This is a genomic window from bacterium (assembly GCA_019695335.1).
In the GTDB taxonomy this organism is placed as follows: domain Bacteria; phylum CLD3; class CLD3; order SB21; family SB21; genus JABWBZ01.
Genome location: JAIBAF010000089.1, coordinates 1 through 11,709 on the forward strand (window position 1 = coordinate 1; position 11,709 = coordinate 11,709).

At 41.7% G+C, this 11,709-nt stretch carries 15 protein-coding genes; 11 read left to right on the top strand and 4 right to left on the bottom strand.

All coding sequences use genetic code 11. From position 1 onward, the window contains the following. The first annotated feature begins 45 nt into the window (after nucleotides 1-45). The 5 genes from K1X84_15595 to K1X84_15615 all read left to right on the top strand — a co-directional run bounded on the left by K1X84_15595 (nucleotide 46) and on the right by K1X84_15615 (nucleotide 3,595). A complete protein-coding gene (locus K1X84_15595) occupies nucleotides 46-1,308 on the top strand; it encodes a TIGR04013 family B12-binding domain/radical SAM domain-containing protein (protein MBX7153051.1) in 1,263 nt (420 codons plus the stop codon). A gap of 135 nt (nucleotides 1,309-1,443) precedes the next feature. Further along, complete coding sequence (locus tag K1X84_15600; protein MBX7153052.1) at nucleotides 1,444-1,977, top strand: hypothetical protein; 534 nt, start codon at nucleotides 1,444-1,446, stop codon at nucleotides 1,975-1,977. 14 nt (nucleotides 1,978-1,991) lie between these two features. Further along, entirely contained in the window at nucleotides 1,992-2,297 is a 306-nt protein-coding gene (locus K1X84_15605; protein MBX7153053.1) for a hypothetical protein, read from the top strand. Continuing rightward, nucleotides 2,276-2,740: a hypothetical protein gene (locus K1X84_15610; protein ID MBX7153054.1), complete on the top strand. Its 465-nt coding sequence runs from the start codon at nucleotides 2,276-2,278 to the stop codon at nucleotides 2,738-2,740. Before K1X84_15605 ends, K1X84_15610 begins: the two co-directional genes overlap by 22 nt. Nucleotides 2,741-2,878: 138 nt before the next feature. Then, the gene (locus K1X84_15615) at nucleotides 2,879-3,595 is read left to right on the top strand and encodes a c-type cytochrome (GenBank protein MBX7153055.1); all 717 of its coding nucleotides are present in this window, start codon (nucleotides 2,879-2,881) and stop codon (nucleotides 3,593-3,595) included. Between the two features lie 2 nt (nucleotides 3,596-3,597). On the opposite strand, the gene K1X84_15620 is transcribed toward K1X84_15615, so the two are convergent. Together K1X84_15620 and K1X84_15625 are read right to left on the bottom strand one after the other, a co-directional pair. Further along, a complete protein-coding gene (locus tag K1X84_15620; GenBank protein ID MBX7153056.1) occupies nucleotides 3,598-4,350 on the bottom strand; it encodes a LytTR family DNA-binding domain-containing protein in 753 nt (250 codons plus the stop codon). Continuing rightward, complete coding sequence (locus tag K1X84_15625) at nucleotides 4,347-5,417, bottom strand: sensor histidine kinase (protein MBX7153057.1); 1,071 nt, start codon at nucleotides 5,415-5,417, stop codon at nucleotides 4,347-4,349. Before K1X84_15625 ends, K1X84_15620 begins: the two co-directional genes overlap by 4 nt. A 104-nt stretch (nucleotides 5,418-5,521) precedes the next feature. Between K1X84_15625 and K1X84_15630 the strand changes: the two genes are divergently transcribed. From K1X84_15630 to K1X84_15640, 3 genes are all read left to right on the top strand, one after another. Beyond that, nucleotides 5,522-5,896, top strand: a complete 375-nt coding sequence (locus K1X84_15630; GenBank protein ID MBX7153058.1) for a YciI family protein — start codon at nucleotides 5,522-5,524, stop codon at nucleotides 5,894-5,896. Between the two features lie 18 nt (nucleotides 5,897-5,914). Then, nucleotides 5,915-6,319 carry a DUF1761 domain-containing protein gene (locus K1X84_15635; GenBank protein ID MBX7153059.1) on the top strand — a complete coding sequence of 135 codons (405 nt, stop codon included), beginning with the start codon at nucleotides 5,915-5,917 and terminating at the stop codon, nucleotides 6,317-6,319. A 104-nt stretch (nucleotides 6,320-6,423) separates the two neighbouring features. Continuing rightward, nucleotides 6,424-6,948 (top strand): SRPBCC family protein, encoded by a 525-nt coding sequence (locus tag K1X84_15640; protein MBX7153060.1) that lies wholly within the window; start codon nucleotides 6,424-6,426, stop codon nucleotides 6,946-6,948. A gap of 64 nt (nucleotides 6,949-7,012) precedes the next feature. Here the strand turns inward: K1X84_15640 and K1X84_15645 are convergent, their stop codons facing one another. Then, entirely contained in the window at nucleotides 7,013-7,621 is a 609-nt protein-coding gene (locus K1X84_15645) for an SAP domain-containing protein (GenBank protein MBX7153061.1), read from the bottom strand. 19 nt (nucleotides 7,622-7,640) lie between these two features. Between K1X84_15645 and K1X84_15650 the strand changes: the two genes are divergently transcribed. Further along, on the top strand, nucleotides 7,641-7,988 hold the full coding sequence (locus K1X84_15650) for an MmcQ/YjbR family DNA-binding protein (GenBank protein ID MBX7153062.1): 348 nt from the start codon (nucleotides 7,641-7,643) through the stop codon (nucleotides 7,986-7,988). 18 nt (nucleotides 7,989-8,006) lie between these two features. Here K1X84_15650 and K1X84_15655 read toward each other — a convergent pair whose 3' ends face one another. Beyond that, nucleotides 8,007-8,960, bottom strand: coding sequence for a YafY family transcriptional regulator (locus K1X84_15655; protein ID MBX7153063.1), 954 nt, complete (start codon nucleotides 8,958-8,960; stop codon nucleotides 8,007-8,009). A gap of 162 nt (nucleotides 8,961-9,122) precedes the next feature. Between K1X84_15655 and K1X84_15660 the strand changes: the two genes are divergently transcribed. Both K1X84_15660 and K1X84_15665 read left to right on the top strand, forming a co-directional pair. Beyond that, complete coding sequence (locus K1X84_15660) at nucleotides 9,123-9,755, top strand: class I SAM-dependent methyltransferase (protein MBX7153064.1); 633 nt, start codon at nucleotides 9,123-9,125, stop codon at nucleotides 9,753-9,755. A gap of 86 nt (nucleotides 9,756-9,841) precedes the next feature. Further along, a partial coding sequence (locus K1X84_15665) for a hypothetical protein (GenBank protein ID MBX7153065.1) occupies nucleotides 9,842-11,709 on the top strand: 1,868 nt, incomplete at its 3' end.

Sequence of the window (11,709 nt, forward strand, 5' to 3'; positions counted from 1 at the left end):
CGAATTTTGAGTTGTCTAAATGCTAATGAAATCGTACCATAGACCATGATCAGCGTTATTTTTTACTACAAAGCAACGAACACATACGCGCTTAATGTCCTGATCGGAGCGATCCAGGAAAAAATTAATTCCCAAGACCTGGAAATAATTCTGGCCAATCGCGTTGACAATCTGATTGCGGCGATCCTCGATACGCGTTCGCAAGGACATAAAGTCCTTACAGGTTGGTCATTTTATTCTCCGCATTATACGAAATGCATCGCCGATTTGAAGTTTGTAAAACAAGCGATAACCGATCCTGAAGTTGTACATCTGGCCGGAGGCGTTCATGCAACAGCTGAACCTGAAAGTACGTTGCGCGCAGGATTCGATTACGTTGCTATCGGTGAGTCTGAAAAAACCATTACCGCGATTGTTCAAAATCTCATTGATGGCAAAAACATCGATACCATCAAAGGCATCGCTTTTTTACACGATGGTAAATACCATTCCAACGGTTCAGGCGAACTGATCGATTTAGACGAATTTCCGCCGATGGCGCCGAAATTTTCACGCGTTAATCCGATTGAAATTACTCGCGGTTGCGTCTATGCATGCAGTTTTTGTCAGACGCCGTTTATGTTCAAAGCGCGATTCCGGCACCGTTCGGTTGAAAATGTATGCGAGTACGTCGCTTTTATGATGAGTGAAGGTGCAAAAGACGTACGATTTATTACGCCAACTTCTTTGTCGTATGGTTCAGACGAGGCATCAGTCAATTTAGAAAAAATCGAACACCTGTTGAGTTCAGTCCACAAAACTATCGCCGGACAAGGACGAATTTTCTTCGGTACGTTTCCTTCGGAAGTTCGGCCTGAACACGTCACGCCTGAAGCATTACGCCTTATCAAAAAATATTGCCACAATGACAACATCTTGATGGGCGCTCAAAGCGGTTCGTCGTCGATGCTGGATAAACTTCATCGTGGCCACGATGTGGAAAGCATTCGCCGTGCCGTGCGTTATTGTATCGAAGAAGGTTTTTTGCCTAACGTTGACTTTATTTTCGGATTGCCTGAAGAAACGCGCGAAGACGTTCGTGCTTCGCTGGCGTTGGCGGATGAACTCACGGGCATGGGCGCACGAATTCACGGTCATACGTTTATGCCGTTGCCCGGCACACCCCTCAAAAATGCTCCTCCCGGTCATGTCGACCAGGACACTCTGTCCCACCTGCACAAACTCGTTGCCAAAGGCAAACTCTACGGCCAATGGAACGAACAAGCGAAAATCGCCCACTCACTCGCCTCGCGGCAAGTTTCCAAATAGTATCCATAATTTGAAAACATATTAAGTTTCTGATAAGCAATTCACTTAAGGATTATATCTAAATTTAATGTTTTTAATTTTTTCCATAACGGCATGATTGTTGTCAGTATGTAATCAGTCAACGGAGAAAAAATTATGAAACGCTATTTATTGCACATTGGATTGATCGGGCTAGTGATACTGATAGCCTGCGATAACGATCATGAAAGAATTAACCGCGAAGAAGGCAACCTCCTTATCAATGGATCGTTCGAATCAGGTTCGGAAGGATGGACGACTTTCGCTAATATGTCTTCACAAATTACTTTCGATACCGACGTTCCGGATACCGGAGGCAGTTTATCGGCCAGAATTACTGAAAATTGGGGCGAGCCTTTTTCTTTGACACAATCGGTACCAATGACCGCAGGCCAACATATCATTCATTTATCGTGTTGGGGTAAGACAGAAGGTTCGGATGGAACATTAGGGTACAATTTTACTAACTCACTTGAGTTGCTCAAAGCGATCCCGGTCAACGATACAAACTGGACTTATTATTCGATGCAGGACACGATTGACCTTCCTCAAAACGATACAATCGTCGTTAAGCTGCAAGGTACTTTTTCTCAACTCGCGTCCCGGAGCGTTTGGTTCGATTTATGCCGGCTTGAATTAGTTAATCCGTAAAAAGGAATTTAATCATGCGATTTTTTTTAATACCATTGCTTTTTCTAACGTTGTTTGCCTGCGATAATAACGATGAAAATAACGTCAAAAAAGCCGGCACTATTAAATTCATCGAGCTTGAGGGAGGTTTTTACGGAATTGCCGGCGACGATAGCGTGAAATATGATCCCGTCAATCTTAATGAACAATTTATGCAAGACGGACTCCGCGTGCGGTTCAAAGGTTACATCGATCACTCAGTAGGAACAGTGCATATGTGGGGTTACTCGCTAATCATTACTAACATGGAGATTGAAACATGGCCCGTAGATTTTCAATAATAATCTGTTTAATAATTTTATCTTGTAGTTCAGACAACAACATCAATCGTAATTATTTAGTTTTCGGAAAGTATGCGGGGTTTTGTATTGGGAATTGTACTCAGGTTTACAAAATCGAAAACCAAGCGTTATTCGTCGATACACTTCAAAAATATCCAAGTTCGAATCAACCGTATGAAGGATCTTATGTTCCTTTAACTCACAATCAATACGAACAGTCTAAAAGCTTGCTTGAAGCCATTCCGGATCAGATCCTTTCGCTTGAAGAGACCGTCATCGGACAACCCGATGCCGTCGATCAAGGCGGATATTATATTGAAATCAAAACGGCCTCCATACATCGTTACTGGTTGATCGATACGAACTTATCACAGGTACCTGAATTTATGCATGATTTTCTTAATCAGGTCGATAATCGCATTGCAACTATGTACAATAAATAATTCTTTCGCTAAAAATTCATCCCTGAATTCAACCTTTTCATCCCGGCCTCCTGCCCATTCATCACAAATCAATTTCTCATTCGCATTTCTTTTTTTATTTTTAAAAGTACAGTCTGAATTTTTTAAAAAGGAGATCGAATGAGACTTTTATTAGCATTGATCATGGTAATAGCGCTTCCGGTTTCGGCGCAATGGAAATGGCCTGAAAAAGGACAAAATCTAAAAGTGCTCCCCAAAGAAACAAAACCGGAAGAACTGCGGGATGCTATGATGGAGCATGTCAACGGCCTTGGTATTCGTTGCAGTTATTGTCATGTCGGTGAAGAAGGAAAACCTCTTACTGAATTTGATTTCGTATCCGATGCAAAACGTCCTAAGCTAATCGCACGTGAAATGATTGCAATGGTCAAGACCATCAATTCACAGCTGATCCGAAATGCCGTTAAAGATAATCCGACTCCTATAGAGGTAACGTGCACTACCTGTCACCACGGAAGCCCTAAACCGCGTAAGATCGAAGACGTGCTGGTTGAAACCTACACATCCAAAGGCATCGATAGTTTAAAAACTCTATACCGGAATTTGCGCGATCAATACTATGGAAGTTTCGTTTATGACTTTAGAGAAGGAATGCTCTTAAGAGTATGCGACCGTCTAAATACAGCCGATGATGCGGCGATGGTTGCCAATTTAAATGCAGAATTTTTTCCAACGGAACGAACGTATATGACTGTCGGAGGCTGGCTGAAACAAAAAGGCGATAAAGCCGGAGCCATTCAGGCATACGAAAAAGTTTTATCCATCAATCCAAAAAACGGGCAAGCACAAAAACAGATCAACGAACTGAAAAAATAAAACTATTTTTCCATCCACATTTTAAAATCCGCTGCTTTTTCCTGGCTGATGTGAACTTCTTCTTTAACGGCCGGCGAAAGGTCGATGCGGATTTTTCCTTTTTCAAATGATTTGAATCGGGTAATAGCCTGGATGTGCGCCAGATATTTCCGATTGAGTCGGAAAAAAGCTTTTGGATCGAGCTCTTCTTCCAAAACGCCCAACGGTTTGTCGAGCATATATTTTTGTCCTGCACGATCGACCAAAAAAGTAATTTTAAATTCGCTGTAAAAATACGCCGTCTCTTCGGTTTTGATTGACACGAAATCAACGCCTTTTTTGACTAACAATCGTTCTTTATAACGCGGTTTTTCAGCTGCAACTGTTTGCAACAACGCGTCGATCCGTCCAGTAAAGTGCGATCGCAATTTTTCATATTTCTGCAGAGCGCTTTTAAGCTTATCCACACGAATCGGCTTCAGCAAATAATCGATACCATTGTAACCGAATGCTTCTATCAGGTATTCGTCATACGCCGTCGTGAAAATTACGGGACATGTAATCCGGCATTGTTTGAAAATTTCCAATGAACGTCCGTCCGACAACTCAATATCCAACAAAATCAAATCGGGCATTTCGTTCTGCGCCAGCCAGGCCACTGATTCCCGGATACTTCCGATCGTCCTGACAACTTCCACGGACGCACTGGTTTGTTTGAGAAGGCGCATTAATTGATCTGCTGCCGGCTTTTCATCTTCAATGATTAATACGTTCATGCCGACGTCCTCAACAGCGGAAGTTTCACGGTAAAAAACTGCTGTTCATTCAGAATTTCAATTTTACGATTCATGATTAATTCAAAACGTTCACTCAACAATTTCAATCCGATTCGAGACGATGGTTTTTTGTTCAATCTTTCCTGAACTGGGTTTCGCACGATCATGGTGTCGCTGGTTAATTCAAAATCAACGCTTAATGGACGACGCTCGGAAAGTTCATTATGTTTTACTGCGTTCTCGAGTAAAATTTGTAATGAAATCGGAGGAATGAGTAAATCGTCCTGCGAGTCTGTATCGGGAAGGTGTATCATTATGCTTTCACCGAAACGGATCTTCATCATTGCGTAATAATGATTCAGAAACACCAGCTCGTCTCTAAGAAAAACCATCTCTTTATCTTTGTTCAACAAAATATACCGATACACATCGGCCAGGCTTTCGTTAAAAAGCATCGCCTTCTTCGGCTCATGTTCGATCAAATACGAAAGAGTATTCAGTGAATTGAACATGAAGTGCGGATCAATTTGCGTTTTTAATGCCTCAAGTTCCGCTTCCGCTTTTGCGCGTTGAAGTTTTTCAAATGTGACGCGATCGCTTTCACGTTGCTGAATCAGGTACACCGTTTCATACACATGCGTAATGAAAATCACGCAAATAACGCACATCAGCGTCACAAGCTCGATTACATTCCACTGCACGTCCACTCCCGATAAAGCATACCATCCGAGTAACATTCCAACAGTTAACGGGGCTGTGTAAAACACGTTTGCAAACAAAAGCAGGATCAGTTTACGAACAGGATGGTTGAACCAATCGTAGTAGCGGCGTTGTTGCAAAAGAAAATAGCGATTACCGTGCCATATCAAAAAAGAAATAAGAATGAAATATATATATCCCCACCAATGCGCCGCATGACTCCACGGCAAATGTCCAAACAATCCCGTCAAATGGGGAATGATGATCCCAAATAACGGAATACCGATCAGCCTGATTTTGCCGTCTTTCAAGTCTGATGAAATTTGAACGAAAAATTCAGTATTAGATTTTCCTGCTTCAGCGGCCATAATTCTGGTTTGAGTAAACTAACTTTTGACAAACTATGAAATAGTCGTTTAAATTAAAGCTGTATTCGGAAAATAACAACTTTTGTTTTGTTCAGGAGCTAATTATGCGCATTATAATTGCATTGAGTTTGCTGTTATCGGGTTTCTGGGGATTATCGGCCCAGGAAAAAAAATACGAAATGAAAACGTATTATTTTGTCATGCTGAAAAAAGGTACTCATCGTGACCAGGATACAACGACCGTCAAAGAATTACAAAAAGGACACATGGCCAATATTCAAAAAATGGCCGATATGGGTAAACTGGCTATTGCCGGACCGTTTTTAGATGATGGCGACTGGCGAGGAATTTTCATTTTTGATGTTTCATCGAAAGAAGAAGTTGAAAAACTTTTGGCCAATGACCCGGCGATAGCGGCCGGTCGATTGGCGTATGAAATTCATCCATGGTTTAGTGCACGAGGTTCAAAGTTACCATAAATCATAAGGAGATCGTATATGGACATGTCACAAATTAATTATCTCGCCGTCGTGGTGGCAGCATTGTCATCGTTTGTTATCGGTGGTATTTGGTATTCGCCAATTTTATTCGCCAAAAGCTGGATGATTGAAAACGGCTTTACCGAGGAAAGCCTGAAAGGCGGCAACCAAGGAATGATTTTCGGTGGTTCGTTTATTTTGGCATTGATCATGTCATTCAATCTTGCGGCCTTTCTGCAAGGTCCGCCGGATTTGGCATGGGGTATCACAGCCGGCGCATTGGCCGGAATCGGATGGGTCGCCTGTTCGCTCGGCGTTACATATTTATTCGAACGCAAATCAATGAAGCTATTTTTGATCAATGCCGGTTATCACGCCATCACTTTTATGATCATGGGTGGAATTATTGGAATCTGGAAGTAGGCATTCTTAAATATCGTACCCTATTTTGGCCATTGCATTATTGGATATTCGGCTTCAAATTAAGCGGTCTTAACGTTTTTGAAATTCAACCATGAGGAGGCCGTATGCTTAAAAAAATTCTTATAGGATTGGGAGTGCTGATTGCCTTATTTCTGATCGTCGCTTTATTTTTACCGAAGACAGTAAAAGTATCGCGATCGATCGTGGTCAATAAGCCGGCACAGGAAATTTACGACAAAGTCGCCGATTTTAATTATTATACGAAATGGAATACATGGAGCCAGATGGAACCAACAGCCAAAAATACCATGTCCGGCATACCGAAAGAGCCGGGCCATTCATGGACATGGGAGGGCGAAACAGTCGGCGTCGGTTCGCTGGTCATTGAAAAAGTCGATCCGGGAAAATCGATTGAATCTAAACTTACATTTCTGAAACCCATGCAAGCTGTTGCCAAAGATTTGTGGACATTTGCCGATGCTGAAGGCGGAACCAAAGTAACGTGGACGTATGAAGGCGAGATGGATTATCCCATAGGACGTTATTTCGGACTGGGTATGGATGGAATGCTCGGACCGGATTTCGAAAAAGGACTGGCGAATATTAAAAAGCTGTGCGAAACGGAATAGGCTTATTCCTTTTTTTAATTATAACTCCGGCATATTTATCAGAAATGCCGGAGTTTTTTTTATTTTAAGATCTATTGCTTTTCTTCCATGATTGATAATCTTTGGGTATGTTCAGTTTTTTTAATTTTTTCCACGCTTTGATCGCATCTTCGCGATTTCTATTTTTTTCATTGGCTAAGTAATCGGCAAGAAAGTTAATATACCGCCCGTGAGGGATTTTCTTAAAAGGTCTGGAAGTATCATTCAACTTGACGTATTGTCTGACTAAATCGCCGTAGGTGATTTTTCGGCCTTTGTCGATTTGTTCTTCCCGCCATCGATTAAGCCGATATCGTGCACCAGACTTTCGTTTCAATTTCAGATTAATTTTTAGGGCTTCTTTTTCAAGAAAACGTTTAGTCTCCTGATTGTTTGTGTAATTAATTATTTTTAAATTTAATTTCAGTCCCAATTCATAATCTTTTTTTCCTGACTGGACAATATTCTTTCGGGTAGATGAAGAGGTCTTTCCCGTACGAATAAAATGTTTTATGATTTTTTCAAGTTCATCTTTTCGGAGTTTTGAGAAATGGCGAACGCCTATCTCTTTTGCAAAACTCTTGATTTCACTGGCATACCAATAGCCATTATCGAATTCAGTTTCTGTGATTTTTTTGGTTAATTTTTTTTTCATAAAAATGAAAATTTTAAAAATGAATCTTGAATCGTTCCGGCGTTACTGCCTTTCCAAGAAAAGCGTTACCGAAGGATTTCCGTTCGACGAAGAAACACTGGTTTTTAAAGTCGCCGGAAAAATGTTCGCACTGACCGATGTTCACCTTTTTGACAGCATTAATTTAAAATGCGATCCTGAAAAAGCTATTGAATTACGCGAGCGATACGAGCAGGTCATTCCGGGTTATCACATGAACAAAAAACATTGGAATACGGTTTTGATAGACGGAACGTTGCCGGACAAGTTGATTTATGAGTGGATCGATGATTCCTATCATCTCGTCGTACAAACACTCCCGCTCGGCGTACGTAAAAAGCTGCAATAGGTTTTTACGTATTCTTTTTTATCCCTGTCGATACTGTTCAACCAGTCGCTCCGCCTCTTTCAAAAGCAACTGATTTAATTCTATCGGCGCGAGCACCCGCACGCTATCACCGAACGATAATAACCATCCAATGATGTATTTGATTTCCGGGATCATAAAGGTCATGATCACGCCGTCACCCGTATTTTTTTGTTCGACCAAACCGTAATAACTCCGGTCGCGCAGATAATTGGCCACTGATTTTTTGAATATCACCGTGACTTCGGTAAAAGTATCCATCCGGTTATGTTCTTCAAAATAAGCTTTAACTGAAAAATCGTCATGACCGTTAAAGGACTCATCCATCAATGTCATTGCTTTAATTCGGTCAGTACGAAAATCCCTGTAATCCTTACGCATTCGGCAATAGGCGATCAAGTGCCAATAATCGGAATAATAGATAAGCCCAAGCGGTTCGACTTTTCGTTGCGTGACTGAATCGCTATGATTGGAATAATAATCAATCGACAAAAGTTTTCGGTGTACGATTGCATCCTGGATCGATGACAACGCATCGTCGACAAATCCGTCTTTGAATCGAATACGCTTACCAAAAATCGCCGTAGACGATTCGAGTCGTTCGAGATAATCTTTCTTTTCAAGCGGTAAAATGGCATGGATTTTTGTCATCGCCGAGGCAATCGGCTCACGCAAAGACTGATCAGTAAAATGTTCGGCCAGTTTACCGCCAAGATACAACGCACTGGCTTCTTCGCGGGTAAACATTACCGGCGGCAAATGATACCCTTCGACAAGGCTGTAGCCTTCACCCGATTCCGCGGCGATCGGAACGCCGGCTTCATTAAGCGCCTTCATGTCGCGGTATACCGTGCGAATCGCAATATCAAAATGGCGCGCAATTTCTTTCGCCCGAACAACTTTACGGCTGTGCAGTAATAACACGATGGCAATAAGACGATCAGTGCGATTCATGATTTAAAAAAATTATTACTAAAATCCGTGGTGATTAGTTTATCCGTATCATCGATGTACTCTTCGGACGTCACTAATATAAAAAAATCAAAATGATTTTCATTCAAAAAAACATCTGAACATTTATTTCAAAAATTCGTACAATAGAATATGAATCAGCCTATGATCGATTATTACGCCAAACGCGCACACGAATACGAAAAGTTATATCATCGCCCGGAACGTCAAGAGGATTTGAACCGATTGATCGCGGGAGTTCAACAAAGTTTGGCTGGACGATCGATTTTGGAAATTGCATGCGGTACTGGTTATTGGACGTATCAGTTGTCAATGGTCGCTAAACGTATTTTAGCTACGGATATTAACGAAGAAGTGCTGGCCGTCGCTCGCGCCAAAGATTATGCCCATCATAACGTGGAATTTTTTCAACGGGATTTAAATAATCTGAATGAATTCGCGGCTCAGTTCGACTCGGGTTTTGGCGGTTTTATCTGGTCACATTTCTTATTAAAAGAATTGCCGGCATTTCTGGAAAGTTTTCACAGGCTTTTCAAGTCCGGGAGCCGGATGGTGTTTCTGGACAACTGCTACGTCGAAGGCAGCAGCACGCCTATCGCGTTTCACGATTCTGACGGAAATTCGTATCAGCAAAGGAAGCTCGAAGATGGATCGATTCACACGGTTGTCAAAAATTTTCCAAGTGAAGCGTTTGTACGTCAATTACTTCAATCCAGCGCCAAAGAAATTCGCTGGCAAACGTTTCATTATTTCTGGATGTTGAGTTATACATTGTAATTTTATTACCCTGCCGGATTATCTTGCACCCTTTTTTCAATTTTGATACCTTGCTGTAATCTAATTTTACTTTCAAAGGAGTTCCTATGACTTTGCGATTTTTTTTCACGGCAACAAGCCTGATCCTTTTGGCAGGCTGTGCGGCATATAAAGAACTGGAACCCAAACCGCCCGTTTCGCCTGTCGAAGGGGGTTTTATTGAATTAAAAAATGACAAAAAATCGTTCGAGCTAGAAAAAGATAAAAAGTATTTTATTAAATTTCCTCGAACGAAAGCCATTAACTTTTACCTCGTGCTTCAACTTTCAGATAAATCAACCATCCATTCGTTTCTCACGCGAGCATTCGACGACGGTAAGGGCGTGATTACAACTATGGAAGATGAAACGCATCTGCCCGACAGCCTGAGTGTTTTTGCGCTGGATACCACCGCGTCTGTTTTTTATTGGGTGATCGATTCCGTGAAAAACGATTTTTTGCTGCGGATGGATTATCGGTACGTGCCGGTATGGCGGTACAAGTGGGAGATCAAAAACGCCGAACTTAAGAAAGCTTTGGAGCAAAATCGTACCGACCGGCAACCTTATCAAACACTCGGCCAGTCTTTTTCATTCGAAGGATTCGATTTTGAAAAAGCTATCAAAGATATTCAATCCAGAACCGATCAACTAAACGATGCGAACAGTGCGCTTGAAGAAATCAAGCAAACGTTTCCATCCGACATCGTCACCTACAACGACATCGCTTATCAAAATTACAAACAATTGAAATCCGATATTGAAGATGAATTAAAATTTCAAGCCGATTATCTCGCAACAATTCAGATTTTCAATACGGAATTCAAAACCCGTGGTAAGACGGACGCTTTTGTCAATGCCGTTCCCGATCTCCTGACTTATCTCAAACCGGAAAACCGTTGGCCGGCCAATGTGATAGCCGAAGCAAAAAAAGTTTTCGGCAACCGCCTTAGGGAAGTCACACAATATTATGATACGGTTTTGAAAAATAAAAATGACGTTTTGCCTGTTACTTTGGAAATCAATACGATCGATTCGTTGCACAAAGTCTGCCATGACAGTGTGGCGTCCGATTTTAAAGCTCAATCCGCTTTTATTCGTCAATTCAATTCATTTGCAACGCCTTTCGAACCGTATGCCGGTGAATTGAATGCCGTTAAAAATAAAGTCGCGACCATGAAAACATGGCCGGGCAATAATTTTTACCCCGGCATACTGACGGAAGTTGCCGCGTTGAAAAAACGTATTCCATCCGTTGACGCGGCTGTTTTTGGCGATTACAAAAATTACCCTTGCGTTGTTCTGCTAACTAAAGAAACGGCTTCGTCCACTCAATCCATCATCGCGCTTGAAGCGTCCTACAAACGTGCTGAAATTCTGGCACCGCAAATCAATACGTTCAAAGAAACGTCTGACTATCGCGGAGTGATCCGACTTTTAAAAAAGAACAAAGACCTGGATTTCTTTTTAGGTCATTATACTGACGTGGATCAATTATCGCTCGATCGTCAGAAAAATCTGATCAGCGCCGCGCTGAAAGACAGCCAGTGGGCGGAAGCCGAAACGAATTTACGGGCGCTTCATCTCGATCAGGAATTTATGAATGCTAACGCCATTGCCGTTGCGAAAAGCCAGGCCGTCAAATCGTTGGAAGAAGAATTTTTTGTAAACGTTGAAACGATTTCGAAATTACGTGTCAATGAATTTGCAGAAGCCAATAAATTGACTACCGATTCAGTTGAGAACTTATATAAAAATCCGGCTTTCCTGCCCGTACACGACATTACATTTTATACCGGAAGTGAAAAAGATTTTAACAAAAGAAAAAAAGTAATGACGGACCGGCTGGAAATAATGAAAAACGAAACATTCCCTGCGACAGCCATTGAAGCGTTATACAAGGATTTTACTTCCAACATCAATAATAACGGAGTTGC

Excerpts from the sequence above, each read along its gene's own strand:
- K1X84_15595 (MBX7153051.1), top strand. The coding sequence starts at position 46 with ATGATCAGCGTTATTTTTTACTACAAAGCAACGAACACATACGCGCTT.
- K1X84_15600 (MBX7153052.1), top strand. The coding sequence starts at position 1,444 with ATGAAACGCTATTTATTGCACATTGGATTGATCGGGCTAGTGATACTG.
- K1X84_15605 (MBX7153053.1), top strand. The coding sequence starts at position 1,992 with ATGCGATTTTTTTTAATACCATTGCTTTTTCTAACGTTGTTTGCCTGC.
- K1X84_15610 (MBX7153054.1), top strand. The coding sequence starts at position 2,276 with ATGGCCCGTAGATTTTCAATAATAATCTGTTTAATAATTTTATCTTGT.
- K1X84_15615 (MBX7153055.1), top strand. The coding sequence starts at position 2,879 with ATGAGACTTTTATTAGCATTGATCATGGTAATAGCGCTTCCGGTTTCG.
- K1X84_15620 (MBX7153056.1), bottom strand. The coding sequence starts at position 4,350 with ATGAACGTATTAATCATTGAAGATGAAAAGCCGGCAGCAGATCAATTA.
- K1X84_15625 (MBX7153057.1), bottom strand. The coding sequence starts at position 5,417 with ATGGCCGCTGAAGCAGGAAAATCTAATACTGAATTTTTCGTTCAAATT.
- K1X84_15630 (MBX7153058.1), top strand. The coding sequence starts at position 5,522 with ATGCGCATTATAATTGCATTGAGTTTGCTGTTATCGGGTTTCTGGGGA.
- K1X84_15635 (MBX7153059.1), top strand. The coding sequence starts at position 5,915 with ATGGACATGTCACAAATTAATTATCTCGCCGTCGTGGTGGCAGCATTG.
- K1X84_15640 (MBX7153060.1), top strand. The coding sequence starts at position 6,424 with ATGCTTAAAAAAATTCTTATAGGATTGGGAGTGCTGATTGCCTTATTT.
- K1X84_15645 (MBX7153061.1), bottom strand. The coding sequence starts at position 7,621 with ATGAAAAAAAAATTAACCAAAAAAATCACAGAAACTGAATTCGATAAT.
- K1X84_15650 (MBX7153062.1), top strand. The coding sequence starts at position 7,641 with ATGAATCTTGAATCGTTCCGGCGTTACTGCCTTTCCAAGAAAAGCGTT.
- K1X84_15655 (MBX7153063.1), bottom strand. The coding sequence starts at position 8,960 with ATGAATCGCACTGATCGTCTTATTGCCATCGTGTTATTACTGCACAGC.
- K1X84_15660 (MBX7153064.1), top strand. The coding sequence starts at position 9,123 with ATGATCGATTATTACGCCAAACGCGCACACGAATACGAAAAGTTATAT.